Source organism: Pseudomonas laurylsulfativorans (genome assembly GCF_002906155.1).
Lineage (GTDB): Bacteria > Pseudomonadota > Gammaproteobacteria > Pseudomonadales > Pseudomonadaceae > Aquipseudomonas > Aquipseudomonas laurylsulfativorans.
Map to the genome: position 1 here is coordinate 353,314 of NZ_MUJK01000001.1, position 25,420 is coordinate 378,733.

25 protein-coding genes, 3 tRNA genes and 2 pseudogenes are annotated in these 25,420 nt (G+C 58.6%); 16 read left to right on the plus strand and 14 right to left on the minus strand.

Annotation, left to right across the window (positions count from 1 at the left end):
- Nucleotides 1–81: 81 nt before the first annotated feature.
- Nucleotides 82–363 carry a peptidylprolyl isomerase gene (locus B0D71_RS01565; RefSeq protein ID WP_007984657.1) on the minus strand — a complete coding sequence of 94 codons (282 nt, stop codon included), beginning with the start codon at nt 361–363 and terminating at the stop codon, nt 82–84.
- A gap of 107 nt (nt 364–470) precedes the next feature.
- Nucleotides 471–1,352 (minus strand): esterase/lipase family protein, encoded by an 882-nt coding sequence (locus B0D71_RS01570; RefSeq protein WP_103393994.1) that lies wholly within the window; start codon nt 1,350–1,352, stop codon nt 471–473.
- Between the two features lie 337 nt (nt 1,353–1,689).
- Between B0D71_RS01570 and B0D71_RS01575 the strand changes: the two genes are divergently transcribed.
- Nucleotides 1,690–2,754 carry a hypothetical protein gene (locus tag B0D71_RS01575; protein WP_103393165.1) on the plus strand — a complete coding sequence of 355 codons (1,065 nt, stop codon included), beginning with the start codon at nt 1,690–1,692 and terminating at the stop codon, nt 2,752–2,754.
- Nucleotides 2,755–2,811: 57 nt separating this feature from the next.
- On the opposite strand, the gene B0D71_RS01580 is transcribed toward B0D71_RS01575, so the two are convergent.
- Entirely contained in the window at nt 2,812–3,891 is a 1,080-nt protein-coding gene (locus B0D71_RS01580; protein ID WP_103393166.1) for a 3-deoxy-7-phosphoheptulonate synthase, read from the minus strand.
- Nucleotides 3,892–4,518: 627 nt separating this feature from the next.
- Between B0D71_RS01580 and B0D71_RS01585 the strand changes: the two genes are divergently transcribed.
- From B0D71_RS01585 to B0D71_RS01620, 8 genes are all read left to right on the plus strand, one after another.
- The gene (locus tag B0D71_RS01585) at nt 4,519–5,277 is read left to right on the plus strand and encodes a carbon-nitrogen hydrolase family protein (RefSeq protein WP_103393167.1); all 759 of its coding nucleotides are present in this window, start codon (nt 4,519–4,521) and stop codon (nt 5,275–5,277) included.
- Nucleotides 5,277–5,720, plus strand: coding sequence for a GNAT family N-acetyltransferase (locus B0D71_RS01590; protein WP_103393168.1), 444 nt, complete (start codon nt 5,277–5,279; stop codon nt 5,718–5,720). Before B0D71_RS01585 ends, B0D71_RS01590 begins: the two co-directional genes overlap by 1 nt.
- Nucleotides 5,721–5,847: 127 nt before the next feature.
- Nucleotides 5,848–6,489 (plus strand): response regulator transcription factor GacA, encoded by a 642-nt coding sequence (gene gacA / locus B0D71_RS01595; RefSeq protein ID WP_008015884.1) that lies wholly within the window; start codon nt 5,848–5,850, stop codon nt 6,487–6,489.
- Between the two features lie 2 nt (nt 6,490–6,491).
- Nucleotides 6,492–8,315 carry an excinuclease ABC subunit UvrC gene (gene uvrC / locus B0D71_RS01600; RefSeq protein WP_103393169.1) on the plus strand — a complete coding sequence of 608 codons (1,824 nt, stop codon included), beginning with the start codon at nt 6,492–6,494 and terminating at the stop codon, nt 8,313–8,315.
- A 32-nt stretch (nt 8,316–8,347) separates the two neighbouring features.
- Nucleotides 8,348–8,908 (plus strand): CDP-diacylglycerol--glycerol-3-phosphate 3-phosphatidyltransferase, encoded by a 561-nt coding sequence (gene pgsA / locus B0D71_RS01605; protein WP_007992985.1) that lies wholly within the window; start codon nt 8,348–8,350, stop codon nt 8,906–8,908.
- A 63-nt stretch (nt 8,909–8,971) separates the two neighbouring features.
- Nucleotides 8,972–9,047 (plus strand) — tRNA-Gly (locus B0D71_RS01610).
- A gap of 47 nt (nt 9,048–9,094) precedes the next feature.
- Nucleotides 9,095–9,168 (plus strand) — tRNA-Cys (locus tag B0D71_RS01615).
- Nucleotides 9,169–9,363: 195 nt separating this feature from the next.
- Nucleotides 9,364–9,450, plus strand: a tRNA-Leu gene (locus B0D71_RS01620).
- 84 nt (nt 9,451–9,534) lie between these two features.
- On the opposite strand, the pseudogene B0D71_RS31640 reads toward B0D71_RS01620, so the two are convergent.
- Nucleotides 9,535–9,714: pseudogene (locus tag B0D71_RS31640) on the minus strand (integrase); the annotation flags it as partial.
- A 254-nt stretch (nt 9,715–9,968) separates the two neighbouring features.
- Nucleotides 9,969–10,193 (minus strand): annotated as a pseudogene (locus B0D71_RS32150) (ubiquinol oxidase subunit II); the annotation flags it as partial.
- Between the two features lie 945 nt (nt 10,194–11,138).
- On the opposite strand from B0D71_RS32150, the gene ltnD reads away from it, so the two are divergent.
- From ltnD to otnI, 5 genes are all read left to right on the plus strand, one after another.
- Nucleotides 11,139–12,056: an L-threonate dehydrogenase gene (gene ltnD / locus B0D71_RS01635; RefSeq protein WP_276310324.1), complete on the plus strand. Its 918-nt coding sequence runs from the start codon at nt 11,139–11,141 to the stop codon at nt 12,054–12,056.
- Nucleotides 12,057–12,067: 11 nt separating this feature from the next.
- A complete protein-coding gene (otnK, locus tag B0D71_RS01640) occupies nt 12,068–13,366 on the plus strand; it encodes a 3-oxo-tetronate kinase (RefSeq protein ID WP_103393171.1) in 1,299 nt (432 codons plus the stop codon).
- The gene (otnC, locus tag B0D71_RS01645; protein ID WP_103393172.1) at nt 13,363–14,001 is read left to right on the plus strand and encodes a 3-oxo-tetronate 4-phosphate decarboxylase; all 639 of its coding nucleotides are present in this window, start codon (nt 13,363–13,365) and stop codon (nt 13,999–14,001) included. The genes otnK and otnC overlap by 4 nt, the downstream gene beginning before the upstream one ends.
- 189 nt (nt 14,002–14,190) lie before the next feature.
- The gene (locus B0D71_RS01650) at nt 14,191–15,651 is read left to right on the plus strand and encodes a GntT/GntP/DsdX family permease (protein WP_103393173.1); all 1,461 of its coding nucleotides are present in this window, start codon (nt 14,191–14,193) and stop codon (nt 15,649–15,651) included.
- A 21-nt stretch (nt 15,652–15,672) separates the two neighbouring features.
- Nucleotides 15,673–16,455: a 2-oxo-tetronate isomerase gene (gene otnI / locus B0D71_RS01655; protein ID WP_103393174.1), complete on the plus strand. Its 783-nt coding sequence runs from the start codon at nt 15,673–15,675 to the stop codon at nt 16,453–16,455.
- A gap of 42 nt (nt 16,456–16,497) precedes the next feature.
- Here the strand turns inward: otnI and B0D71_RS01660 are convergent, their stop codons facing one another.
- The gene (locus B0D71_RS01660; RefSeq protein ID WP_103393175.1) at nt 16,498–17,319 is read right to left on the minus strand and encodes a DeoR/GlpR family DNA-binding transcription regulator; all 822 of its coding nucleotides are present in this window, start codon (nt 17,317–17,319) and stop codon (nt 16,498–16,500) included.
- Between the two features lie 298 nt (nt 17,320–17,617).
- Between B0D71_RS01660 and B0D71_RS01665 the strand changes: the two genes are divergently transcribed.
- Entirely contained in the window at nt 17,618–19,165 is a 1,548-nt protein-coding gene (locus B0D71_RS01665) for a phospholipase D family protein (protein ID WP_103393176.1), read from the plus strand.
- A 226-nt stretch (nt 19,166–19,391) separates the two neighbouring features.
- Nucleotides 19,392–19,997, plus strand: coding sequence for a transglycosylase SLT domain-containing protein (locus B0D71_RS01670; protein WP_103393177.1), 606 nt, complete (start codon nt 19,392–19,394; stop codon nt 19,995–19,997).
- Between the two features lie 111 nt (nt 19,998–20,108).
- On the opposite strand, the gene B0D71_RS01675 is transcribed toward B0D71_RS01670, so the two are convergent.
- The 8 genes from B0D71_RS01675 to modA form a co-directional block, all read right to left on the minus strand.
- Nucleotides 20,109–20,303, minus strand: a complete 195-nt coding sequence (locus B0D71_RS01675; RefSeq protein WP_103393178.1) for a hypothetical protein — start codon at nt 20,301–20,303, stop codon at nt 20,109–20,111.
- Between the two features lie 249 nt (nt 20,304–20,552).
- Nucleotides 20,553–20,837: a hypothetical protein gene (locus tag B0D71_RS01680; RefSeq protein ID WP_103393179.1), complete on the minus strand. Its 285-nt coding sequence runs from the start codon at nt 20,835–20,837 to the stop codon at nt 20,553–20,555.
- 208 nt (nt 20,838–21,045) lie between these two features.
- Nucleotides 21,046–21,276, minus strand: a complete 231-nt coding sequence (locus tag B0D71_RS01685) for a hypothetical protein (RefSeq protein ID WP_007975977.1) — start codon at nt 21,274–21,276, stop codon at nt 21,046–21,048.
- Between the two features lie 130 nt (nt 21,277–21,406).
- Complete coding sequence (locus B0D71_RS01690; RefSeq protein WP_103393180.1) at nt 21,407–21,628, minus strand: hypothetical protein; 222 nt, start codon at nt 21,626–21,628, stop codon at nt 21,407–21,409.
- Between the two features lie 72 nt (nt 21,629–21,700).
- Nucleotides 21,701–22,726 carry a DNA topoisomerase IB gene (locus B0D71_RS01695; RefSeq protein WP_103393181.1) on the minus strand — a complete coding sequence of 342 codons (1,026 nt, stop codon included), beginning with the start codon at nt 22,724–22,726 and terminating at the stop codon, nt 21,701–21,703.
- 75 nt (nt 22,727–22,801) lie between these two features.
- On the minus strand, nt 22,802–23,881 hold the full coding sequence (gene modC, locus B0D71_RS01700; protein WP_103393182.1) for a molybdenum ABC transporter ATP-binding protein: 1,080 nt from the start codon (nt 23,879–23,881) through the stop codon (nt 22,802–22,804).
- Between the two features lie 3 nt (nt 23,882–23,884).
- On the minus strand, nt 23,885–24,565 hold the full coding sequence (gene modB, locus B0D71_RS01705; protein ID WP_103393183.1) for a molybdate ABC transporter permease subunit: 681 nt from the start codon (nt 24,563–24,565) through the stop codon (nt 23,885–23,887).
- Entirely contained in the window at nt 24,566–25,333 is a 768-nt protein-coding gene (modA, locus tag B0D71_RS01710) for a molybdate ABC transporter substrate-binding protein (RefSeq protein ID WP_103393184.1), read from the minus strand.
- Nucleotides 25,334–25,420: the final 87 nt, after the last annotated feature.

Here is a 25,420-nt window from a genome sequence, read left to right on the forward strand (position 1 = left end):
TCCCTCGCCAGCCGAATTACGCATCGCAAACACAACGGCCCACCAAAAGGCGGGCCGTTGTGAGAGTAGCTCAAGCGTCGATCAGTCCTGACGGCTGGTCACTTCCAGCAGGTGGTAACCGAACTGGGTCTTGACCGGGCCCTGGACCACGTTGATCGGGGCGCTGAAGACCACGGTGTCGAATTCCTTGACCATCTGGCCCGGACCGAAGGACCCCAGGTCACCGCCCTGGCGGCTGGAAGGGCAGGTGGAGTTTGCCTTGGCAACTTCGGCGAAATCGGCGCCAGCCTCGATTTGGGCCTTGAGTTCGTTGCACTTGGCTTCGGAAGCAACAAGGATGTGACGGGCAGTGGCTTTGGCCATGGGAAAATACTCCTTTCAATATTCAGTAAAGTGCTGAGCCTACCGGATTCAGTGAGCTATTTCTCCTCAAAGTTCCTTTCCACGCGGGATCCATGGCAGTTGGAACCTCAAAGGCCTGTGTCTCTCAGGCGCTCGGCATGCTGGACATACAGTTCAATCGGGTCGACACCTGTACGCAACTGGCCGGTCGGTTGGCCAATGCTGTCCAAATGATCCAGTGCATAGTCGGAACGGATAACCGTTCCCAGATGAGAGCTGAAGCGACCGACCACCCCGTCGTTCTGCTCGCCTTCGGTGACGAAATAGCTGGAAAGAGCCCGACAGAAGGCGTGGAGCGGATTGAGCGCATTGAACCCTTCTTCGAGAACGTTCGACTGCAGCACGCCGCTCCACGAATAGTAACGAACACCGTTGACCCGTTCGCGTCCCTTGCCACCCCAGGTTGTGGGCAGCCCTTGTGGGTATTTGTCGTTGAATGCGCCTACGCCTTCGGTGGTCAACGCGTTGAGGGCCGCAATGGCGTTCTTCGGTTGGTATTGATTGTCGCTTAATGCCGCGAGGAAGTCGGCGAACAGGGTCACTACTGTCTCGGCCACCTCTTCCGGCAGACACCCCGGTGTCAAAGCCTTGCGCAGGAAATCGGCCAGTTCCGAGCCATGGTTCGGCCCGCTGACGGAGGTGACCGACGCCACATGGTGTGGCGCAATCGCCGCGGCATAACGTGAGGTCAGTGCGCCCTGACTATGGCCTATGAGGTTGACTTTGCGTGCACCGGTTCCTTCCAGTACGCGCTCGATCTGTTTGAGCAGTTGTTCACCGCGTACCTCGTTGCCATGGGTGCCCGACAGGTGAGGAACGAACACCCTTGCTCCGGCGTTCCTCAGCGCCTGCCTGATGTCGTGAAAGAGCTCGAATTTGCTAATTCTTTCAAGGCCGAAAAGGCCGTGGACCAGCAGTATTGGATAACAAGTGCTTGCATTCCTTTGCATGTTCATACCTTTGCACAGTAGTTCGTTGGGACTGCATGGCGTTTCACTCTAAAACACTTGAGGTTGGCGCGATGTATGAAAAGTCCGTCGGAACTTGCAGAAAGCGGAATAGAACAAGTGTGAATGCTTGAAAGTGGCTGAGGCTTTAGTCGGAATAGTTTGAGGATTTTCAAGGCGATCAGGTTGCTGTTGATCAAAGACCTACTTCGTATGTATCGATTTTCCCAGTAAGCCGGAGTGAGAGGCCGACATCACGGCTGTTTGTCGTGGGGTTAAATAGCCGTCATCCAACGCCGGCCACCCGTTCGGTGTTTATTCCAGGGACTGGAGCGAATGAATGACTGTTTATGAACCCGCCACCTTGAATCTCGCGCAACAACCATTAGCCGCTCCCTTGCTTGAACAGGCGGAAAACGGCGTTCTGAACCCCTCTGACAAAAAGGCCGTCATCAGGGTCCGGCCTTATCCAGGCATGACCTGCGGCGACAAATTGCTATTGAATTGGGCGGGCCTGGATGCCGATGGCCAAGCCTGCAAGCATCAGGTGGCGCGGTTTGTCAGTGAGGACCGGATCGGCGAGGACATGATCTTTGCTGTGGGTAGCGCACCTATCGCGGCGCTGGACGGTGGTTCACTCGAAATCAGTTACTCACTCATGAGCACCCGTTGTGCGGGGCCCGTGCACTCCCATCGTTTGCATCTGAGTGTAGGAGATGTGCAATCCGACCTGCTACCTGCGACGATAAGCGATGCAGTGGGTAGAACGCTTGATCCGGATCGGGTGAAAGAAGGGGCGATCGTTACGATCAAACCCTACGCGCACATGGCGGCGGGCGACTGGGTGTTGTTGACCTGGGCTGGCGTTTCGGTCGAAGGAAGCTTCTGTGATGCACTCAAGGTCGAGTCCTTTTCTGTGGGGGACGAACTGTCATTTTGGGTCGACCCGCAGTGCATTGCGCCCAATCTGGATTCTTGCGTTTCCGTCGATTATTGCGTGAAGCAAGCAGGGCAGAATCCTCGTTACTCTGAAGTGACGGCACTGATGATTGGCAGGCTGGAGCGCGCGCCACTGCTGCCACCCATTGTGCTGGAAGCCGATGAAGGTTGGTTGGATCTGCATGATGCGCAGGATGGTGTGACCGTCGTCATCGAAAGCGCCAAGGCCGATAAAGGTGAACTGATTTACCTGAGATGTGACGGGGAAAAATTCAATCACTGTGACGAGCGCGAAGTCACCAGAGATATTGCGGGCGAGCCGTTGGTATTCATTGTTCCCTACCGGTTCTGGAGGGAGCATCGAGATTCCGCGATCCGTGTTTCCTATTCAGTCGAGCGCTGTGACGGTACCCGCCAGCAATCCGGGGCGACACTGGTTCAGGTGCAGTCGATGATGGGACTCTGATTTCCGTTTGCCCTCCAGACTTCCCATGAAGGCCGGAGGGCGGACGGATAATGCCGGCTATTGGGCGTTGCCTTGCGCTCGCAGACGATTTGCCGCTTCAAGCAACAGTTGTTCTGTCCCGGTCCAGCCGAGGCAGCCATCGGTCACTGACACGCCGTATTGCAATGACGAACTCAACGGCTGGCAACCCTCGAATAGATGGCTCTCGATCATCATACCGATCAGCGAACGATCGCCTTGCAGGCGTTGTTCAAGTACATCGTTGAACACGGCAGGCTGGCGCAACGGGTTTTTGCCGCTGTTGGCGTGACTGCAATCGACCATGATTCGAGCCGGAATCCTGAGCCTGGTCAGGTCACTGTTCACCTGGGCGACGCTGGCGCTGTCGTAGTTCGGCCCCTGATGGCCGCCACGCAGTACCAGGTGAGTGTCCGCATTGCCCGGCGTTTGAATGATCGCCGGGTGTCCCTGGCTATCGACACCGAAATGACGATGGGGGTGGGCGGCGGAACGCATGGCATCGCTGGCGACCGCGACACCACCGTCAGTCCCGTTCTTGAACCCTACAGGCATGCCCAGGCCGCTGGCCATTTCCCGATGGATCTGCGATTCCGTGGTCCGGGCGCCAATGGCCACCCAGCTCAACAGATCATCGAAGTAGCCGGCCGCCATCGGTTGCAGCAGTTCAGTCGCAACGGGCAGGCCCAGGCGGAGCATTTCGCGCATCAGTTCGCGGGACAACGTCAGGCCGGCGGCCATGTCATCGCTGCCATCCAGATGCGGGTCGTAGGCCAGGCCTTTCCAGCCAACCGTGGTACGGGGTTTTTCGACATAGGCACGCATCACCAGCAGCATTTCATCGCTGACTTCAGCGGCGAGGCGGGCAAGGTTGCCGGCGTATTCGAGAGCTGATTTCGGATCGTGTATCGAGCATGGGCCGACGATGACCAGCAGACGGGAGTCTTCACCGTTGAGGATCGCGCGAACCGCTTGGCGGTGGGCGCTGACTTGCTGGGTTAGGGCGTTGCTGAGTGGCAATTGCTGTTTGAACTGCAATGAGCTGGGCAGGCGCAGGGTCAGCGCTTCATTGGCAGGGCTCAAGGCGGACAGCGGCAGTGCAGAGACGGACGAGTTCATATTCAAGGTTTCCTGGGAGGGTGGCGGGTTCATGCCCGCGCGCTCGGCCCTACTGGGGTGTTCGACAATTGGCCAAATTGGCTGCGTGTGTGTGCTTGCCACCTGTGGGTGACCGATCGGAGGCGGCAGGCTGTCCCGAGCGGAGGCTGGTAAATCGCCAGGCGGTAAAACTGTCGTAACGGTAATAAGTGGCGTAGTTCATGCTCTGAATCCTCTGGATGTCTGGTGTGTTGCTAAAAATGTTGAGGCCTGAAAAAACAAAACCCCCGGTCGGGAGGCCGACCGGGGGTTGAGAATTCTCTGGTGGCGACCCGTTTAAAGTGGGCGCCGTGTGGGTATCAGGCGCGCCAGTGGCTAAACCAATACCCAAAATAAAAGCTGACCGGAGCGCAATCGTCATTCGCCCGGGCAGCCGCAACCGAGCGCAGGGCGCTGGCGGTACGAAGCTGTAAGAGGGCGTTCAACATGGTCTGTCTCCGATGGATGGGCCGAGCTTACTAGAGGCCGGCACGCAGATTCAATCAGAAAATGCTATCGGCCAACGACGACGCTTTCTATCGCTTGAGTGCCCCGAAGGTTGTGACACACTCTGCGCCTCAACAAAACACATCGTCACAAGGACACACCATGACGGCTCTGACCCTCGCCGCCGCTCAAACGATTTCCATCCCTGGAGATCTCGCTGGCAATATCGCCAGACATCAACGTTTCATGCAGGTGGCTGCGGAGCAAGGCGTGCAATTGCTGGTGTTCCCGGAGTTATCACTGACCGGCTACGAACGGGGGCGCGCGGCGCAGCTGGCGATTGCTCCGGACGCGGCCGTACTGCAACCGCTGCGTGATGTTGCCCGGGAAGTCGGCGTGACGGCTATCGTCGGCATGCCGATTCGGCTGTCGGACACATCTCCCGTGCTGATTGGCGCGCTGATATTGGGTGCCGATGGTTCTCTCGGGGTCTATAGCAAGCAGCATCTGCATCCTGGGGAGGAGGAGGCGTTTGCGCCGGGAACGGGGGGCGCGCCTCTGAACGTCGGTAACGACACGATTGCGTTGGCTGTGTGCGCAGACTTCACCCATGCCGATCATGCGGCTAACGCTGCACTGAACGGTGCTGGCGTGTATGCCGCTGGCGTGCTGATCACGGCAAAAGGCTACAACCCGGATACCGCATTGTTAAAGGGCTACGCCGCTGACCTTTCAATGCTGGTGCTGATGGCCAACCATGGCGGTGCAACGGGTGGCTGGGAGTCTGCTGGACGTAGCGCGATGTGGGCGCCGGACGGTTCGCTGATTGCGGCCGCCGTCGGTACCGGCAGCCAGATGGTCATTGCCAGGCGCGATTGCGCGGGGTGGGCCGGGAAGGTATTGGCAGTGGAAGTGGAATGATGGAGCGCCAATGGCGTCCGGCAATGCCTGAGGATCTGAAATTCGCCCGCGAACTGACCTGTACAGGCATGCTGCGTTACTACATTAAGCATGATTTGCTGTGGCAAGACGAAGCGTTTGACGTGGCCTGGGCCGGGCGAGACAACCGGGTGATTACATGGGGCGACAATATCCTGGGTTATGTCAGCCTGAGCCGCGATGCCAGAGCCTTGTATATCCGCGAGTTGCATATTGTCGAAGCGTTCCGTGGGCAGGGTACTGGATGCTGGGTGATCGATCAGGTGCGGGCTCTGGCCCATCAGGAGGGGCGCCCGGCGTTGCGCCTGACGGTTTTTGAAAACAACCCGGCGCAAGTGTTGTACGAGCGCAAGGGATTCAGGATGGTGGGCAAGGACGAATGTTTCCTGAGGATGCAGCTGGATATCCCCGGCCGGGATTGCTGAAACACGCTTGCGACAAGCCTTTCAAGATGAATTGAAACTTTTAATCTGACGCTTTCCGCTAGGTCTGCCAGATGCTTTTTGCTAAGGTGTCTGGCAACCCAATAAGACCATATCGCGAGGTGTCTGCTTGATTAGGGTGCTAGTAGTCGATGACCATGATCTCGTTCGTACAGGCATTACACGAATGCTGGCTGACATCGATGGCCTGCAAGTAGTCGGCCAGGCCGAGTCGGGTGAGGAGTCCCTGCTCAAGGCTCGTGAGCTGAAACCCGATGTGGTGTTGATGGACGTCAAGATGCCGGGTATCGGCGGTCTTGAGGCCACTCGCAAATTATTGCGCAGTCATCCGGATATCAAGGTCGTCGCGGTGACCGTGTGTGAGGAGGACCCGTTTCCTACACGGTTGTTGCAGGCCGGGGCGGCAGGTTACCTGACCAAGGGGGCAGGTTTGCCGGAAATGGTCCAGGCCATTCGCCTGGTGTTCGCCGGGCAACGCTACATCAGCCCGCAAATTGCCCAGCAACTGGCGATCAAGTCCTTCCAGCCCACCAACGATTCGCCTTTCGATGCCTTGTCGGAGCGGGAAATCCAGATCGCGCTGATGATTGTCGGCTGCCAGAAAGTACAGATCATTTCCGACAAATTGTGCCTGTCCCCGAAAACCGTGAACACCTACCGTTACCGCATCTTCGAAAAGCTTTCGATCAGCAGTGATGTCGAGTTGACGCTGTTGGCGGTTCGTCATGGCATGGTCGACGCCAGCCTCTGAAAATGACCGAAACCTTTGATCCGAGTGCCTTTCTGTCGACCGTTAGCGGGCGCCCCGGCGTGTACCGCATGTTCGACAGCGAAGCGCGTTTGCTTTACGTCGGCAAGGCGAAAAACCTCAAGAATCGCCTGTCGAGTTACTTTCGCAAGACCGGGCTGGCACCCAAGACCGCTGCACTGGTAGCGCGTATAGCCCAGGTCGAAACGACTATCACGGCCAACGAAACCGAAGCCTTGCTGCTTGAGCAGACGTTGATCAAGGAATGGCGCCCGCCCTATAACATCCTGCTGCGCGACGATAAATCCTACCCCTACGTCTTTCTCTCCGACGGAGAGTTTCCGCGCCTGAGCATTCATCGCGGCGCGAAAAAGGCCAAGGGCAAATATTTCGGGCCTTACCCGAGCGCCGGCGCGATTCGCGAAAGCCTGAGCCTGCTGCAAAAGACGTTTTTCGTTCGGCAATGCGAAGACAGTTATTACAAGAACCGCACCCGACCTTGCCTGCAATACCAGATCAAACGCTGCAAGGCGCCCTGTGTCGGGCTGGTTGAGCCCCAGGTGTATGCCGAAGATGTGCGCCACTCGGTGATGTTTCTTGAGGGGCGCAGCAACGCGCTGACTGACGAGTTGTCCGCCGGGATGGAAGAAGCGGCGATCAATCTCGAGTTCGAACGAGCAGCCGAGTTGCGGGACCAGATTGCGCTGCTGCGCCGGGTTCAGGATCAACAGAGCATGGAAGGCGGGACCGGGGACGTCGATGTGATTGCCGCCTTCGTCAATCCGGGCGGTGCCTGTGTTCACCTGATCAGCGTGCGGGGCGGGCGGGTACTGGGAAGCAAGAACTTCTTCCCTCAAGTCGGTATTGAAGAAGACGTTTCCGAAGTCATGGCCGCGTTTCTGGGCCAGTACTTCATCAGCAGTCCTGAGCGCGACTTGCCGAGCGAGCTGATCGTCAATGTGGTCCACGATGACTTTCCAACACTGATCGCCGCCATTGACGAGTTGCGCGGTCGTGAACTGACCATCAGCCATCGCGTACGGGGTACGCGAGCACGCTGGCAGCAATTGGCGGTGACCAACGCCGAGCAGGCACTGAGTGCGCGCCTGGCGAATCGTCAGCACATTACGGCACGCTTCGATGCACTGGCCGAGGTGCTGAAGCTGGATGAGCCTCCTCAACGACTTGAGTGCTACGACATCAGTCACTCCAGTGGAGAGGCGACGGTGGCGTCCTGCGTGGTGTTCGGCCCCGAAGGCCCGATCAAGTCCGATTACCGCCGTTACAACATCGAGGGCGTTACGGCCGGCGATGATTACGCGGCAATGCATCAGGCGTTGACCCGACGCTTCAGCAAACTGAAGGACGGGGAGGGCAAGCTGCCGGATATCCTGCTGGTGGACGGCGGTAAAGGCCAGTTGTCCATGGCTCGCGACGTGCTCGATGAATTGGCTGTGCCTGACCTGATTCTGTTGGGCGTGGCAAAAGGCGCGACGCGCAAGGCTGGTTTCGAAACCCTGTACCTGAACGACGCTGCACATGAATTCACGTTGCGCGGCGATTCTCCTGCGCTGCACCTGATCCAGCAGATTCGCGACGAAGCCCACCGATTTGCCATCACCGGGCACCGCGCCCGGCGTGGAAAGACCCGTCGGACGTCTACACTGGAAGGCGTCGCTGGCGTCGGCCCGACACGTCGGCGGGATTTGTTGAAACATTTTGGTGGATTGCAGGAGCTGTCTCGTGCAAGCATCGAAGAAATTGCCAAAGCCCCCGGGATCAGTAAAAAGCTCGCAGAGTTGATTTATGCAAATCTGCACAGCGAGTAGAATGCCCCCTCACCTCGTAGCCAGTTGTGCCGATGAATATCCCTAATCTGATTACCGTTCTACGCGTTCTGCTCATACCGATCTTCATTTTGCTGTTCTACCTGCCTTACCAATGGAGTTACCTGGCTTCCGCCTCGGTCTTCGCATTCGCTGCCGCCACCGACTGGCTGGACGGGTACCTGGCCCGCCGTCTGGAACAAAGCACACCGTTCGGGGCTTTCCTCGATCCGGTTGCCGACAAGCTGATGGTTGCGGTTGCATTGGTACTGTTGGTGCAGGAACACGGCAACCTGTGGCTCACGCTGCCTGCTGCCGTGATCATCGGTCGCGAGATTGTCGTCTCGGCACTGCGCGAGTGGATGGCCGAACTGGGCGCTCGTGCCCACGTTGCCGTGTCGAACCTGGGCAAATGGAAAACCGCCGCGCAAATGCTGGCGCTGGTGATCCTGCTGGCCAATCCCAAGGACTTCAGCTTCTGGGTCTTGCTGGGCTATACGTTGTTGATGGTGTCGGCTGGCCTGACTTTGTGGTCGATGGTCCAGTACCTGCGGGCTGCCTGGCCACATCTGAAGACTGACGTTGAAAAGAAATAAAACTTTTTTGAATCAAAGGGTTGACGGGGCTTCTGGATTCTATAGAATGCGCCACACCAAGACGCGGGAATAGCTCAGTTGGTAGAGCACGACCTTGCCAAGGTCGGGGTCGCGAGTTCGAGTCTCGTTTCCCGCTCCAAGTTTGTACGCATTTGATGTCGCGCTACTAGATATCAAATGTTTTGAGGCCGAGTAGCAAAATGGTTATGCAGCGGATTGCAAATCCGCCTACGCCGGTTCGATTCCGACCTCGGCCTCCACTAATAAACAAGCTCCGTAGATCTATGATTTACGGAGCTTTTTTATTTGCAGTAGCCTGCAAGATTTAGACTTGAAAAGGCTATTTGCGAACTTGCTTCACCGGGGCGGGATGTATATATTCCCACCTCTGCTGCACAAGCGTCAGAACTGCCAGGCCGTTGTTTGGCTAAACCTGGACGCTTCACCGCGCTACCGCCCGAATGGCGAAACTGGTAGACGCATGGGACTTAAAATCCCCCGCTCGTAAGGGCGTGCCGGTTCGATTCCGGCTTCGGGCACCATCTTAAATCAAGGGTTTGCGGGCGAAAGCTGATGCAAGCCCTTGTTTGTTTTTGGTCCGCTATTTTTGAGTTGGTCCGCAATTCCTATTTTGCCGATGTCACTTTCTTACCTTTTCGATTACCGATGTAATGCTCGGTCATCACGACGGTGGTGTGACCCAGTTGGTCCATCGCTTCTCAAATGCTGCCGGTCGACTCTTCTTTATCGGTAGCTGCTTTTACCCGCAAATTGCGCATCTGGAAGTCGGCTTTGTCGATCCCGGCTTTTTTCCATTGCCAGATCAAAACCAACCCATCAGGTTGGCCCTGATCACTGCGCGAGCTTCGTCTAAATACAAAAAATGAGTGGGTCTCTCATCTACGTTTACCAGACTCGTCAGGGCACTGCTCCCTGGATCAACTCCATCGCAACTACAGCGGACAACGCCAGCATAATCAGCAACGCGAAAAACATTAGGCTCAACTCAGCGAGCTGCTTATAGAGGGGCATCGGCCGTTTCATGACTCGGGCAATTGCTCTATCCGTGGAAGCCATCATCAATTCTCACTTTTGCGTGGAATACCGAATAGGTCCAGAAGGCGTACATCCGGATCACTGGCAAGATGAACAGCGCGCTGCCGGCTGGTGATGCTGCCGCCCACAGGGTGACGGATGTCGGGATGATGTTCGGTGCTGGGCCGATGCAACCGAGAAATTTCAGTACCAGGGTGAGCACAAACGACGAGTGCGTATGAGGTTGGCGCTGGCAGTTTCGGGTCGGTTTTTTCCGTGCCGAAATCATCCAGCGCTGCGGCGTTGATGGTGGTCAGGGTAAAGGGCAAGGCACAGGGCGGGCTTGATCTGGGCAGTAAGGCGATGGAACTGCATGGTGGTGTCGCGCGTTTCATTTCTCACCTCTCGCGTCATACCGAATCTGGCGAGTCCAGCCGTCTCCATGATGTGCGGGACGACAGCTGTTGCGGGTCCCAAGGGGTGGTGCAACTAATGAGCCATTTCAATAGGGCGAGGAAAATGTCTAATTAATTAACAGGCTGTTTCCGAGGGTTTCAAGCAAGAGAAAGGGTGAGTGGGGAAATATTCCTCAAACTTGGTGGTAAATGCTTGCCAGGGTGGGTGTAGTTCCCCATTTATGGAGGGTATAGCGACCCTGTGTCACCCGCTTTGGGTAGCGGCTGCTTGCCCTGAGGTGGCGTGGATTTAACGGGTCGAGAAGGGCCGCTTCAATCGATAGCGGTCTTTCGCCGAAAGGATGTCCCGCTCGTAGGGGGGACGGCTTCGATTCCGGCTTCTGTCTGCATGAATATCAAGGGCTTGCGTGAGTTACCTCATGCAGGCCCTTCGTTTTTTCCGCGATCAAAAAACTTTTCCGTAATTCGCTGCTTTTGGGCCACTTGTAATCCGCAGCGAGCCCGCATCTCGTTCCTGCGCGGCTAAAGCGATGTTAAAAAATGTTATTAATAAAAAATACTTCACATAATCAGATCACTGGTAGATGATCTGCAGCAGCCGGTATGACAACCTGATAACACGACGCAACAGGATGGCCTTGATGTTCAATGAGATCGCGACTCAGGTCCTGAATAACAGCGTCCCTCAGGTGGTTGGCCCGCGCGGTGCTGATTCTGTCTAGCCCTATTCACGACGCGGCCAACGCCTGTGCCTTGTAGGCAGCAGCCGCAGCTTTCCACTGGAGTACCCCATGAATAACAAGAATGTCGGTGTTGTCGGTCTGGGCGCGATGGGCCTGGGCATTGCTCGCTCGTTGCTGCGCAGCGGTTTTAATGTGCATGCCTGTGATGTGCGCACTGCTGTAACGGAGCAGTTCGCCGGGGAGGGCGGTGTGGCTTGCCTGTCACCGTCGGACATGGCCGCAGAGTGTGACGTGATCATTACCGTGGTGGTCAACGCCGAGCAGACCGAGACCGTATTGTTTGGTGAGGGGGGTGCCGTGGCCTCGCTGCGGCCAGGCAGCCTGGTGATCGGCTGCGCCACAGTCGCTCCGACTTACGCGGTGGATCTTGGCCAGCGCTTGGCCGCACAGGGCCTGCGGTATCTGGATGCACCGATCTCCGGTGGCGCGGCCAAGGCTGCCGCTGGTGAAATGACCATGATGACCTCGGGCCCGGCCGACGCCTACACCATGGCTGAGTCGATCCTGGCGGGTATGGCCGGCAAGGTTTATCGCCTGGGCGACGTCCATGGGTTGGGTTCGAAGGTCAAGATTATCAACCAGCTTCTCGCCGGGGTGCATATTGCCGCTTCTGCCGAAGCCATGGCGCTGGGCCTGCGTGAAGGGGTCGATGCCGATGCGCTGTACGAGGTGATCACCCACAGCGCCGGTAACTCCTGGATGTTCGAAAACCGCGTGCCGCACATTCTCAAGGCTGACTACACGCCGTTGTCCGCCGTGGATATTTTCGTCAAGGACCTGGGCCTGGTACTGGATACCGCCCGGGCCAGCAAATTCCCGTTGCCGCTGTCGGCCACCGCTCACCAGATGTTCATGCAGGCATCCAGTGCCGGCTTTGGCCGTGAGGACGACTCGGCGGTGATCAAGATTTTCCCGGGCATCGAATTGCCAACTGCCAAGCCTGAGCCTGTTTGAGGAACACCCCCATGACTACTTCCACCGCACGCCCGTTGCTGGGCTGCATCGCCGACGATTTCACCGGCGCCACGGACCTTGCCAACATGCTGGTGCGCGGCGGTATGCGCACCGTGCAAAGCATTGGCATCCCGAGCGCGGAAGTGGCGGCCGGGCTTGATGCCGATGCGATCGTCATTGCCCTGAAGTCGCGTACCACGCCAGTGGCCGAAGCAGTCGAGCAGTCCCTCGCTGCGCTGGCCTGGCTGCGCGAACAAGGCTGCGAGCAGATTTTTTTCAAATATTGCTCAACGTTCGACTCCACCGCGGCCGGCAACATCGGCCAGGTCAGCGAAGCACTGCTGGCCGCACTGGGTAGCGACTTTACCCTTGCGTGCCCGGCGTTCCCGGAAAATGGCCGGACGATCTTTCGCGGCCATCTGTTTGTGCAGGATCAACTGCTCAGCGAGTCGGGCATGCAGAACCATCCGCTGACGCCAATGACCGATGCCAATCTGGTGCGTGTCCTGCAATCGCAGACCCGTCTGAATGTCGGCTTGTTGCGCTACGACACGATTGCCCAGGGCGCTGAGCAGGTCCAGGCGCGAATCGCTGAACTGAGGGCTCAAGGTGTCGGCATGGCAATCGCCGATGCCTTGTCGGACAGCGATCTGTACACCCTCGGTAGCGCCTGCGCCGATCTGCCGTTGTTGACGGGTGGTTCGGGGCTGGCCCTGGGGCTTCCGGAAAACTTCCGTCGTGCCGGCAAGTTGCGTGACCTCGACGCCTCCAAACTTCCTGCAGTGTCCGGCGGGGAAGTGGTGTTGGCCGGCAGCGCTTCGATCGCCACCAATGGGCAAGTGGCCGCCTGGCTTGAAGCCGGCCGGCCAGCTTTGCGGATTGATCCGTTGGCCTTGGCGGCGGGGGAACCGGTAGTGGCGCAAGCCTTGGCCTTCGCCCGTGATAACGAGCAAACCGTATTGATCTACGCCACCAGCTCACCGCAAGAGGTCAAGTTGGTGCAACAGCAACTGGGTGTCGAGCAGGCCGGTAGCCTTGTGGAAAACGCCCTTGGCGAAATTGCACAGGGCCTGCGCCAGAGCGGCGTGCGCCGTTTCGTGATCGCCGGCGGAGAAACCTCGGGTGCCGTGGTCCAGGCGCTGGGTGTGCAGCTGTTGCAGATCGGCGCGCAGATTGATCCGGGTGTGCCGGCGACCGTCAGCAGTACCGAGGAACCTTTGGCGCTGGCACTCAAATCGGGCAACTTCGGTGGCCGGGATTTCTTCAGCAAAGCCTTGAACCAACTCGCCCAGGCCGGAGGTGCGCAATGAGCAACGAGAACGCCCTACGCGAAGAAATCTGTGAGGTTGGCCGCAGCCTGTACCAGCGCGGTTATACCGTCGGCAGCGCCGGTAACATCAGCGCGCGACTGGACGACGGCTGGTTGATCACGCCGACGGATGTCTGCCTCGGGCGTCTTGATCCGGCAGCCATCGCCAAGGTCAATCTGGCGGGTGAGTGGGTGTCCGGTGACAAGCCTTCAAAGACTCTGGCGTTGCATCGCCAGGTCTACGACCGCAACCCGAATGTCGGCGGTGTGGTGCATACCCACTCCACCCATCTGGTGGCGTTGACGCTGGCCGGTGTCTGGCAGGCGGACGACATTTTGCCGCCGCTGACGCCGTATCAGGTCATGAAAGTCGGGCATATCCCATTGATTGCCTACCAGCGACCCGGTTCGCCGAAGGTTGCCGAACAGGTCGCGCTGCTGGCCAACAGCGTTCGCGGTGTGATGCTCGAACGGCTTGGGCCGGTGGTCTGGGAAAGTTCGGTCTCCAGGGCCAGCTACGCCCTGGAAGAGCTTGAGGAAACCGCGCGACTCTGGCTGATGAGTAATCCCAAGCCTGAGCCACTCGATCAACTGGCGCTGGACGAACTGCGGGCAACCTTTGGTGCGCACTGGTAAAGCGCTGCCTTAGTACGACAGATCAATAACGCAGGCTCTGCCCGGGAGACGCACAGCGACTCTCGACGGCCCCGGCTTGCCTTAAAAAACAATAACAACAGGAAGTCCAAGTATGACTCACCTTCACTGCGGCATATTCAGATCCATCGGCAGTACTCTTTTATTAGCCCGGCGTGGAGGGTTAGTGAAATGAGCCCGTTAATCCTGATGGTTACCGCCGGGGCAGGCATCGCTCTGTTGCTGTTCCTGGTGCTCAAGTACAAGTTCCAGCCTTTCGTGGCCTTGATGCTGGTGAGCATTCTGGTGGCGCTGGTGGCCGGGGTGAAACCGGCCGATCTGGTCGCGACCATTGAAGGCGGCATGGGCAAGACCCTGGGTCACATCGCGATCATCATTGCCCTGGGCGCGATGATCGGGCGGATCATCGAGCTTTCCGGCGGTGCCGAGGCGCTGGCCAAGACGCTGATTACCCGCTTCGGCAACCGGCGTACGCCCCTGGCGTTGACGATTGCCGGCTTCATGGTCGGGGTGCCGGTATTCTTCGAGGTCGGTGTGATCATCCTCATGCCGCTGGCCTATGGTATTGCCCGGCGTGCGCGCAAGCCGTTGTTGGTGTTTGCGTTGCCGATGTGTGCTGCGTTGTTGACCGTACACGCCTTTCTGCCGCCGCACCCGGGCGCAGTGGCCGCTGCCAGTCAATTGGGCGCGGACCTGGGCCGCGTGCTGATGTTCGGGTTGCCGATCACCGCGTTCCTTTGTTATGTCGGCTATCGCGTGGCCGGGCGCATGACCCGTCGGGCGTACCCGATGACCGACGATATTCGTGCCGAGGTCTATGGCCCGCATGTCACCAACGAGGATCTGGCCGCCTGGACCAACGGCAACGACACGAACCCTGAGCGATCGGCAGAAGCCGTATCCCACATGGGCCTGGAAGAGTCCGTCAGCAGCATCGTTTCCAAATTGCCGCCAGCACCGGCACCAGGGTTTGGCCTGATCGTCAGCTTGATCCTGCTCCCCATCATTCTGATTCTGCTGGGGACTCTGTCTACCTCGTTGCTGCCTGCCGAATCGATTGTGCGCGGCATCATGACCGTACTCGGTGCGCCGCTGGTAGCGCTGCTGATCGACACCTTGCTGTGTGCCTGGCTGCTGGGTTCGCGCCGGGGCTGGAGCCGCACTCAGGTGTCTGACGTGATCGGTTCGGCCTTGCCAGGCGTGGCCATGGTGATCCTGATTGCCGGTGCCGGTGGCGTGTTCGGCAAGGTGCTGGTGGATACCGGAATCGGCGCCGTGGTCTCCGACATGCTGCGCACCACCGGTCTGCCGGTGCTGGCACTGGGCTTCCTGCTGACCATGCTGTTGCGCGCGGTGCAGGGCTCGACCACGGTGGCGCTGGTGACCACTGCCGGCATCATCAGCCCGCTGATTGCGACCCTCGATCTGACCCCGAACCACATGGCTCTGCTGTGTCTGGCCATGGGCGGTGGCGGGCTCGCCATGTCCCATATCAATGATGCCGGTTACTGGATCTTCACCAAACTGTCCGGCCTGAACGTGGCCGACGGTCTGCGCACCTGGACGGTGATGACCACCTTGCTCGGTACCTTGGGTTTCTGTATTACCCTGCTGATCTGGCCTTTCGTCTAACCCTTTGTCTCAGGAGCTACCATGCCTCGTTTTGCTGCCAACCTCAGCATGCTCTACCCGGAACATGAGTTTCTGGATCGCTTCGCCGCCGCTGCCTCTGACGGATTCGAAGCGGTGGAGTATTTGTTTCCCTATGACTACAGCGCTGAAGAACTCAAGCAACGCTTGAGCGACAACGGCCTGGTGCAGGCACTGTTCAATGCGCCGCCCGGTGATTGGGCTGCGGGGGAGCGGGGCACGGTGTCGTTGCCGGGCCGGGAGAGTGAATTTCGTAGCGGTTTTGATCGTGCCCTGGATTACGCCAGCGTATTGGGCAACTCACGCATCCATGTGATGGCCGGGCTGTTGCCGTCGGAAAGCGATCGCCCACGGCATCACGGCGTGTACCTGGAAAACCTTTCCTACGCCACCGCCCAGGCGGCCAAGGTCGGGATCACGGTACTGCTCGAACCGATCAATACGCGGGATATGCCGGGGTTCTTCCTCAACCGCCAGGATCAGGCCCAGGCCATCTGCAAGGAAGTGGGCGCCAGCAACCTGAAGGTTCAGTTCGACTGCTACCACTGCCAAATCGTCGAGGGCGACCTGGCGACTAAACTGCGTCGCGACTTCGACGGTATCGGCCATATCCAGATCGCTGGCGTGCCGGATCGGCATGAACCGGGCCTGGGGGAAGTCAATTACCCCTATCTGTTCGAGCTGATCGACCAATTGGGGTATGACGGCTGGGTAGGGTGTGAATACCGGCCGCGAGGCAACACGTCTGCCGGCTTGCAGTGGCTGCGGGACTGGAAGGCGCGTTAAGCGCAATAGATGACGGCTCCGCTGGGTGCAGGAGCCGTCGTTTCACGCTGGTGTATTGTCCGCCGGTAGCAACAGCTCGACACCCTGCTTGCGGATGCCATCGGCCGCGGCAGGGGTCAAAGCGTCGTCGCTGAGGATGATGTCGAACTGCTCGAGCCCGGCAATTTTGTACATGCTGAAGGTGCCGTACTTCGAGCTGCTAGCCACCAGCACCACTTGCGAGGCTGATTGCATCGCTGCTTGTTTGACTTCAACTTTCAGCGCTGAAGGGGTGGTGAGGCCGCGACGCAAATCCCATGAACTGGTCGATATGAACGCGATGTCGGTGACGATCTGACGCAAGGTGGCAACCGCCAGACCGCCCACGCACGATTGATTGGAGTGATCCAGCTGCCCGCCGGTATGAATCACTGTGACATGGGGGGCTTCGATCAGTGCCTGGACAATGCCGAAGTCATTGGTCACCACGGTCATGCCGGACAGCGCCTTGATATAGGGGACGATTTCCAGCGTGCTGGTTCCCGCATCCAGGTAAATCGTCATATCGGCATGTAGTAGCCGGGCGGCGAGCCTGGCCATGGCCTGCTTCTGCGGCAACTCGACCACTGCCTTGATCTGGTGGCTGGGCTCGCTGTGCAGCTGGCTGGCGATGCGCACCCCTCCCGTTACCGAGTAGGCACGACCTTCCTGTTCCAGCAGCGCGATGTCGCGGCGTATGGTCATGTGCGAACAGTCGAACATTTCCATCAATTGATGAACGCTCAGCACCTGATGCTTGCGCAACTGTCGCAGCATCAATTCACGGCGCTGTTCAGGGATCATCGGTGCGCCGCTTTCGGCGGCGATGTCCTTTTGACTAGGCATTCGGGCTCCAGAATGAAGAAATCCGCAGACAGGAAAGGCGGGTAAACATAGTAGCGAATCTGCCGTCGGATCAGTAGCGCGACGAGCCGCTGGGTCCAATCCGTGTCGCGCTGACTGTGCCCGGCCCCAAGGCGGGTTCATGCTCTAGGCACAGCTGCCGGGAAATTTCGACACGCTGCTTGAAACAGGCTTTACTGGAACAAGTCGTGCGGATTACCGAGGGCTGCACGTTCTTGGCAGCCAGTACTGGCTGGTTGCCGAGTTCAAATCTACACCCGTCGAAGTTGAGGACCAGCCCATGTCCCGGTTCCTCTGCGCCATGTTGATCGCGCTGCTGCTCGTCGGCTGCGCCACCACGCGCTTGCCCCACGACTTCAGCGAGGTGATACCCGCCAGCGAATCGGCTTTCGGGCGTTCGATCCAGGCTCAGGCCGCCGCGCACGAGGGGCGCTCGGGTTTTCGCTTGCTGCCCAACAGCAGTGAAGCATTCCGGGCGCGCGCCGAGTTGATCCGCAATGCGCAAAAAAGCGTCGATCTGCAGTACTACATCGTGCACAACGGTATCAGCACCAGGGCACTGGTGCGTGAAATGCTGCTGGCTGCCGATCGCGGCGTACGGATACGCATCTTGCTCGATGACACGGCCAGCGATGGCCAGGAAGAGGTCATCGCCACCCTGGCGGTACACCCGAACATCTATATCCGCGTCTTCAACCCTTTGCATCTGGGGCGTAGCACCATGGTCACTCGAACCATGGGCCGCCTGCTTGATCTTTCCCAACAGCACCGACGCATGCACAACAAACTGTGGCTGGCCGACAACAGCGCAGCCATCGTCGGTGGACGCAACCTGGGGGATGAATATTTCGACGCCAAGCCCGATCTCAACTTCACCGACATGGACCTGTTGTGCATCGGCCCGGTCGCCGAGCAGTTGGGACACAGCTTCGATCAGTACTGGAACAGCGCATTGAGCCTGCCGATCAGTGACTTCCTGCTCAACAAGCCGACAGCACAAGACTTGCTCGAGAGCCGTCAACGCCTGGAGCAATCGCTCCAGACCTCACGTGTCGAGAGCAAGGCGTTGTATGACCATCTCATGACCTACCAGACTCAACCGCAAATCGAGACTTGGCGCAAGCAACTGATCTGGGCCCATAACACCGCGATGTGGGACGCTCCGAGCAAGGTCCTGGCCGACGCCGAACCGGCACGCGCGCTACTGATGGCCACACAACTACGGCCTGAACTCGATAGCGTCAGTAACGAGCTGATCATGATCTCGGCCTATTTCGTCCCGCAAAAACCGGGCATGGACTATCTCCTGGGGCGTGCCGATGCCGGCGTTGATGTACGCCTGCTGACCAACTCACTGGAAGCCACCGATGTGCCGGCGGTGCATGGCGGCTATGCACCGTATCGCAAGGCTCTGCTCGAGCATGGCGTGAAACTCTATGAGCTGCGGCGCCAGCCGGACGATCCCGGCCGCAGCTCTTCGTTTGGTTTCAGTGGCGGTTCGGACTCCAGCTTGCACACCAAGGCCATGATCCTGGACAAGCAGAAAGTGTTCATCGGCTCGTTCAATTTCGACCCGCGTTCAGTGTTCTGGAACACTGAAGTCGGGGTGCTGGTCGATAGTCCCGAACTGGCCGGCTACGTGCGCCAGCTGGCGCTTGAGGGCATGGCGCCGGTCATGAGTTACCAGGCTCGACTGGAAAACGGCGAAATCGTCTGGCTGACCGAGGATGACGGTCGCCTGCATACTTTGCGCAAGGAGCCCGGCGGCAAATGGCGCAGCTTCAAAGCCTGGCTCAGCGACAAGATCGGCCTGGAGAAAATGCTCTAGATCGAAACCCGGAGTAGGCCTCTGGTTTCACGCTCACGTGTGAGCATTCAATCGCAGATCAGGGCTGCATCAGGTCGCCGTGCAATAGGGATTTACAAAGAGCCTTCTCGATCAGGGTGACGCGATCAGGCTGGATGTCTTCTGACGTCTTTGCCTGCACCTGCATGACTCAGGCTCCTTGTAGTAAACGGAGGGCACCTTATGCCCTTATTTTTGAGAGTAATGAATGAAACAAGGACACGTTTTGCTGTTGGCTTTGTTGTTTATGTTCTTAACGGGTTGCACGACCACGCCGCCAAGAGACCAAGGCAATCTTTGCAGCATTTACCGTGAGTATCCCGACTGGTACGAGGACTCGCTGCAAATGCAGAGTGAATATGGGACACCTCTGCATGTGGCCATGGCGATCATGAAGCAGGAAAGCAGTTTCGTGGCAGATGCACTGCCGCCGCGTGACTACCTGCTCTGGGTGATCCCTTGGGGGCGAGTGAGCTCGGCTTACGGTTATGCGCAGGCTCAAGATCCGGTGTGGAGTGAGTACAAGGGCAATACGGGCAACGGTGGTTCGCGTGACAGTTTCGACGACTCGATCATGTTTATCGGTTGGTACACCACTGGCACCCAGCGTCAGCTCGGAATCTCCAAATGGGACACTTACAATCAGTACCTGGCTTACCACGAGGGGCGTGGGGGCTATAGCCGTAATACCTATCGCGGTAAACCGTGGCTGATGCAGGTTGCCCAGAAAGTGCAAAAGCAGTCTGAGATTTACAGCGCCCAACTCAAGCAGTGTCGCCATGAACTGGAAGACGAACGTAGTGGGTGGTTTTAGCGCGGCAGTCGGGTGTTTTCTGCAAGCAAGGGTTTGCCAGCGATATTCAGGCAAACCCTTGTTTGTTTCTGCTCCATTACTTCCATCTTGATCGTGGTCACCTGAAGCTTTTCAGGACGCCGGGTCTGCCTTGCGGAGATCGCTGCCGATTGGGTTGCCGGTGTTGATCAGTCTTCTTTCCAGCAGTACGTTTTGCAAAGCCTGGCGGTCTGACGGGTCCATTTGATGCTCTCGCTCCTTGAGTTCCAGCAGGATCGGGGTCGACCACTGGCGGTAGGTGTGTTCGGCACTACGATTGAGTGACATGGGTTCCTCCTTCGTCAGGCTCCTGCCAATTAAGGCGCCGCAGTTCGATACGCAAGAGACCCTAGTCGATGAAGCTTGTTGTCGCCAATGCTTTACCTCGGACGCCCATTTTCCCAGATGCCTGCAGCCGTAGTGCGCTGCCAGGCAGGCGATGGCGGTAACGAATTTTGTGTTGATGGCTTTGCGCTCCGATTGGGCCCTTGCGCAATGCAAGGGCCCACGGATGACGAAGTCCTGTTTCAGTCCAGCTTAAACAAAGGGCTGGCCGGCAAATCCCCGCGGCAAGCGTTGCAGGCCGGCCATCGCGGTCAGTCGCTCGGCCCAGGCCGAACGCCAGTTAATGGCGCTGTGCACGGCTTTGGCTTTGCGTGCTGCGCGGCGGGCGGCGTTGCGTTCAGCCTTGCGTGCTTCTTTGAAGGCCTCGGTGTTTCGGCAACTCCTGCATTTCACCCGATTGAGTTCGCGGGTCGATACGAGGTTGTTGCCGTTGTGACCGCAGGCCAGGTGCCCGCTGATTTTGAAATGAGTGACCATTGGAACGTCTCCTATCGTGACGTGTGAGCGGTTGACCCCACGTGAGCGGTGACGTTCGATTGGTTTTTGCCCAACAAAAATCCCGGCGCCAGGCCGGGTTGTGAGAGAGGGTGAAATCCTGACAGGCAGGCAAACGTACGGAAACGTCACCGTCACCGGTCATGCTGCCCGAATCGGGCCTGTTTTCGCACTGCAAATCCGTGACGGATCATCTGAACCGAGGCAGAGGCCGGTCGACAGGTTGCAGAGACGACAGCGTATGCCGGATCAGCGGCGTGTCCTTCTCTATGTCGTTCAGGCGATCACGAATTCTGAGGGCGGTGGGGTGTCCGCCTTGATGATCGACCCAGTCGGCGATTTCCTTGCAGGCAGCAGCCAGGCGGGCCTGACGGGAGTCCAGCAAGGTGAGCAGGGTGGTGATGGACTCTTTTTCGGACATGGGAGACACCTCCGTTCAAGAAACCTGGGTGTGGCAGCAAAAAGCCCGCCTGGAGCGAGCTTTCTGCCGTTGGGGTCGCTGATCCTTCAGCCATATCAGTATAGACCCGTTAAAAAACGCTGGCAGGCCCTCAGCTTTGTCGGGCTGTCACTTGTGATTTTGCGTTCAACTGCCGGCAAACACGCTGGGCGTCTTCTTCAACATCGTAACCGTCTCCGATGAAGCCTTCGGTACGGGTATCGGCGATGCGGTACCAGACTGCGGCATCGGGTGGAAGGTGTTCATTCTCACCCTCACGGCGACCATGGATGATGATCTTGTTGCAACGCTTCACGACAAAAATGTCTTCCATGGCGTCTCCGCAGCCGATTCCTGTTCAGATCAACTATAGAAGCCATTGGTGATCGTGCAAAAAATAGGCAGGTCAATTCGTCGGTTCAGGCGCTGCCGCAATCCGCTCGAGGAAGATCGCCAGCCCGGCTTCCTCGGCTGACAGCCCCTTGCGCGCTCTCGGTCTGGGCAGTTGTGCCAGGTCGCCGAGAAGGTAACCGTCCAGCACGGCCGGGTGGATATAGCACTTGCGGCACACTGCCGGGGTATTGCCCAGTTGCCTGGCAACGTTCTTGACCATATCCACCAGGTGCCGCCTGGCGTCCGTTTCAGGCTCCCAGTGCAGCTTGCGCAGTAACGCCAGAGCCAACACGCTGCCGGCCCAGGTGCGGTAATCCTTGGCGGTGAAGTCGGCGCTGGTGAGCGTTTGCAAATAGCTGTTGATGTCGGAGGAACTGACAGTGCGCCGGTCACCGTTTTCATCCAGATACTGAAACAGGTTCTGTCCGGGTATTTCCTGGCATCGTTTGATGATCCGGGCCAGTCGCCGGTCTTTCACGGTGATCTGGTGTTCGACGCCACTTTTACCGCGGAACTGGAACTGGATGGCACTGCCGTTGATCTCTACGTGGCGGCTGCGCAAGGTCGTCAGGCCGTAGGAGCGGTTGTCCCGGGCATATTGGCTGTTGCCAATACGGATCAACGTTGAGTCGAGCAGGGTAATGACCGTGGCCACGACTTTGTCGCGACTGAATCCCGGTGCCGCCAATACGGCTTCCAGCCGTTGGCGCAGTTTCGGCAAGGCCAGCCCGAATTCACGCAGGCGCAAGTATTTGTCGGCGTCGCGTACCTCTCGCCAGCGGGGGTGATAACGGTATTGTTTGCGCCCCCGGGCATCCCGGCCCGTAGCCTGCAGATGCCCATGTGGATCGGCGCAGATCCACACCTCGGTATAGGCGGGTGGCACCGCGAGCGCGTTGAGGCGGTTGATTGCGTCGGGGGCGGTGATGCGTTGTCCCGCCGGGTCGAAATAGGCGAATCTTCCGCGCAGTTTCCTGCGGGTGATGCCTGGTTGAGTGTCCTCGACATAATGCAGGTCAGGTGGCAGTGCATCGGACATGACAAGCATCCTGGGCGAGGAATCACGGGGCGTTACAGCCATTGACCGCGCTGCGCTGCAGTCGTGCCGGCGGATTTACGCGAGCACTGCGACTGCTTTGATTTGCGCCCAGAGTTGCTGGCCAGGATGGACGTTGAGTTGGTCGCGGGAATAACGCGTAATCCGCGCCAACAGCGGTGTGCCTGCGGCGTCCAGGCGAATCAGTACGTGAGCGGCATTGTCCGCGCTCATTTCACTGACCACGGTGACTGGCAGGCGATTGAGAATGCTGCTTTGCCCGGCACTGTCCAGGCTCAGGCTCACGTCCCGCGCCTGGACTTTGCAGCGCAATGCTTGGCCCGCATCCATTGGCGTATGGGGTACACGAATGTTGAGGGTGGTGGCGGGCAATTGCAGGCTGAGTAATTGGTAGTCGGCGTCATAGGCGCTGACGCGACCTTCGATCACCACGCCGGCGTCATCCCCCATCGCCAGAGGCAAATCGAGGCGTGCCAGGGTCTGGCCGATCGGGCCACTGGCCAGTGCCTTGCCGTTGCTGAGCAACACGATATGGTCGGCCAGCCGCGCGACTTCATCCTGGGAGTGGCTGACGTACAGCACCGGGATGTCGAGTTCGTCGTGCAGGCGCTGCAAGTAGGGCAGGATTTCATTTTTGCGTTGGGCATCCAGCGCGGCCAGTGGCTCGTCCATCAACAGCAGTTTCGGGCTGGTGAGCAAGGCGCGGGCAATGCCTACGCGCTGTCGCTCACCGCCCGATAGGTGTTGTGGGTGCCGGTCGAGCAAATGGCTGATGCCCAGCAGTTCGGTGGCGTGGGCCATGTCGACCCGACGCTGCGTCTTTGCAATACGCTTGAGGCCGAACTCCAGGTTGGCCAGCACCGACAGATGGGGAAACAGGCTGGCTTCCTGGAACACGTAGCCCAGCGTGCGTTTGTGCGGTGCGACGAAGACCTTGTTTTCGCTGTCTTGCCAGACTTCATCGTTGACCTGGATAAAGCCGCGATCGGCCCGTTCCAGACCGGCGATGCAGCGCAGGCAAGTGGTCTTGCCCGAGCCGGAGTGACCGTAAAGCGCAGTGACGCCACGGCCCGGCAGTTGCAGGTCGACGTCCAGGGCAAAGCCCGGATAGTCCAGTTTCAGGCGCATTTGAATCATCGGTCAGCTCCAGCCCGCTTTGGTTTTTCGGCTGGAATACAGCGCCAGCAAGACGGCAAACGAGAACACCAGCATCGCCCCGGCCAGCCAATGGGCCTGGGCGTATTCCATGGCTTCGACGTGATCGTAGATCTGCACCGAGACCACGCGGGTCTTCTCGGGAATGTTGCCGCCAATCATCAGCACCACGCCGAACTCGCCGACGGTGTGGGCGAAACCAAGAATGGCCGCGGTAATGAAACCTGGGCGAGCGAGGGGCAGCATCACGCTGAAAAAGGTGTCCCAGGGATTGGCCCGCAGCGTCGCGGCCACTTCGAGCGGGCGTGTACCGATCGCGGAAAATGCGTTTTGCAGCGGCTGGACCACAAACGGCATCGAATACAACACTGAACCGATCACCAGCCCCGCAAAACTGAAAGTGAGGGTGCCAAGGCCGAGTGATTGAGTGAGCTGGCCGATGTACCCGTGGGGGCCGAGGGCGAGCAATAGATAAAAGCCAATCACCGTCGGCGGCAGCACCAGGGGCAGGGCGACAATCGCCCCGACCGGGCCGCGCAACCAGGAGCGGGTGCGCGAGAGCCACAACGCAATCGGAGTGCCGACAATCAGCAGGATGACGGTCGTCAGGGACGCCAGCTTCAGGGTCAGCCAAATGGCGGAAAAATCGGCACTCGATAGCGACATTTAGATTTCGTAGCCGTAGGACTTGATGACAGCGGCCGCTTTCGGCCCTTTGAGGTAGTCAACCAATGCCTTGGCGGCCGGGTTGTCCTTGCCCTTGTTGAGAATCACCGCGTCCTGTTTGATCGGATCGTGCAGGCTGGCCGGAACGATCCAGGCCGAACCGCTGGTGATCTTGCCGTCCTTGTAGATCTGCGACAGGGCGACAAAACCCAGCTCGGCATTGCCGGTGGAGACGAACTGGTAGGCCTGGCTGATGTTCTGGCCTTCCACGATCTTGTCCTTGACCTTGTCGGTCAGACCTTCCTTGGCCAACACCTGGGTAGCCGCCAGGCCGTAAGGTGCAGCCTTCGGATTGGCGATGGACAGGTGCTGGTACTCGTTCTTTTTCAGCACATCGCCCTTGGCATCTACGTAGCCTTCTTTGGCCGACCACAGCGCCAGGGTGCCGACGGCGTAGGTGAAGCGCGAACCCTTGACGGTGTCGCCTTCGGCTTCAAGTTTTTTCGGCGTGCTGTCGTCGGCCGAGAGGAACACTTCGAACGGTGCGCCGTTTTTGATCTGGGTGTAGAACTGGCCGGTGGCACCAAAGGAGGTCACTAGTTTGTGCCCGGTGTCTTTTTCGAAATCAGCGGTGATGGCCTGGATCGGCGCGGTGAAGTTGGCGGCGACAGCCACCTGGACTTCGTCCGCCTGGGCTGAGCCGAAGGCGAAGACGGCAAGAAGGCTCGCCAGGCAGGTAGGGGCAAAACGTGAGGCACGAATGGTCATGAAACGGCTCCGTTAAAGGCAATTGCAGCAGGGGGTGAATCGTTATGTACAGAAATATATAGCGAATTGCCTTTAAACGGAATGTGC

Bases quoted from the DNA above. Each gene is read 5' to 3' on its own strand.
- B0D71_RS01690 (WP_103393180.1), bottom strand. From the start codon at position 21,628: ATGGAAGACATTTTTGTCGTGAAGCGTTGCAACAAGATCATCATCCAT.
- B0D71_RS01570 (WP_103393994.1), bottom strand. From the start codon at position 1,352: ATGCAAAGGAATGCAAGCACTTGTTATCCAATACTGCTGGTCCACGGC.
- B0D71_RS01585 (WP_103393167.1), top strand. From the start codon at position 4,519: ATGACGGCTCTGACCCTCGCCGCCGCTCAAACGATTTCCATCCCTGGA.
- B0D71_RS01590 (WP_103393168.1), top strand. From the start codon at position 5,277: ATGGAGCGCCAATGGCGTCCGGCAATGCCTGAGGATCTGAAATTCGCC.
- B0D71_RS01685 (WP_007975977.1), bottom strand. From the start codon at position 21,276: ATGTCCGAAAAAGAGTCCATCACCACCCTGCTCACCTTGCTGGACTCC.
- otnK (WP_103393171.1), top strand. From the start codon at position 12,068: ATGACTACTTCCACCGCACGCCCGTTGCTGGGCTGCATCGCCGACGAT.
- B0D71_RS01680 (WP_103393179.1), bottom strand. From the start codon at position 20,837: ATGGTCACTCATTTCAAAATCAGCGGGCACCTGGCCTGCGGTCACAAC.
- pgsA (WP_007992985.1), top strand. From the start codon at position 8,348: ATGAATATCCCTAATCTGATTACCGTTCTACGCGTTCTGCTCATACCG.
- modA (WP_103393184.1), bottom strand. From the start codon at position 25,333: ATGACCATTCGTGCCTCACGTTTTGCCCCTACCTGCCTGGCGAGCCTT.
- B0D71_RS01670 (WP_103393177.1), top strand. From the start codon at position 19,392: ATGAAACAAGGACACGTTTTGCTGTTGGCTTTGTTGTTTATGTTCTTA.
- otnI (WP_103393174.1), top strand. From the start codon at position 15,673: ATGCCTCGTTTTGCTGCCAACCTCAGCATGCTCTACCCGGAACATGAG.
- B0D71_RS01675 (WP_103393178.1), bottom strand. From the start codon at position 20,303: ATGTCACTCAATCGTAGTGCCGAACACACCTACCGCCAGTGGTCGACC.
- B0D71_RS01660 (WP_103393175.1), bottom strand. From the start codon at position 17,319: ATGCCTAGTCAAAAGGACATCGCCGCCGAAAGCGGCGCACCGATGATC.
- B0D71_RS01575 (WP_103393165.1), top strand. From the start codon at position 1,690: ATGACTGTTTATGAACCCGCCACCTTGAATCTCGCGCAACAACCATTA.
- B0D71_RS01695 (WP_103393181.1), bottom strand. From the start codon at position 22,726: ATGTCCGATGCACTGCCACCTGACCTGCATTATGTCGAGGACACTCAA.
- B0D71_RS01650 (WP_103393173.1), top strand. From the start codon at position 14,191: ATGAGCCCGTTAATCCTGATGGTTACCGCCGGGGCAGGCATCGCTCTG.
- modB (WP_103393183.1), bottom strand. From the start codon at position 24,565: ATGTCGCTATCGAGTGCCGATTTTTCCGCCATTTGGCTGACCCTGAAG.
- uvrC (WP_103393169.1), top strand. From the start codon at position 6,492: ATGACCGAAACCTTTGATCCGAGTGCCTTTCTGTCGACCGTTAGCGGG.
- otnC (WP_103393172.1), top strand. From the start codon at position 13,363: ATGAGCAACGAGAACGCCCTACGCGAAGAAATCTGTGAGGTTGGCCGC.
- B0D71_RS01665 (WP_103393176.1), top strand. From the start codon at position 17,618: ATGTCCCGGTTCCTCTGCGCCATGTTGATCGCGCTGCTGCTCGTCGGC.
- B0D71_RS01565 (WP_007984657.1), bottom strand. From the start codon at position 363: ATGGCCAAAGCCACTGCCCGTCACATCCTTGTTGCTTCCGAAGCCAAG.
- modC (WP_103393182.1), bottom strand. From the start codon at position 23,881: ATGATTCAAATGCGCCTGAAACTGGACTATCCGGGCTTTGCCCTGGAC.
- B0D71_RS01580 (WP_103393166.1), bottom strand. From the start codon at position 3,891: ATGAACTCGTCCGTCTCTGCACTGCCGCTGTCCGCCTTGAGCCCTGCC.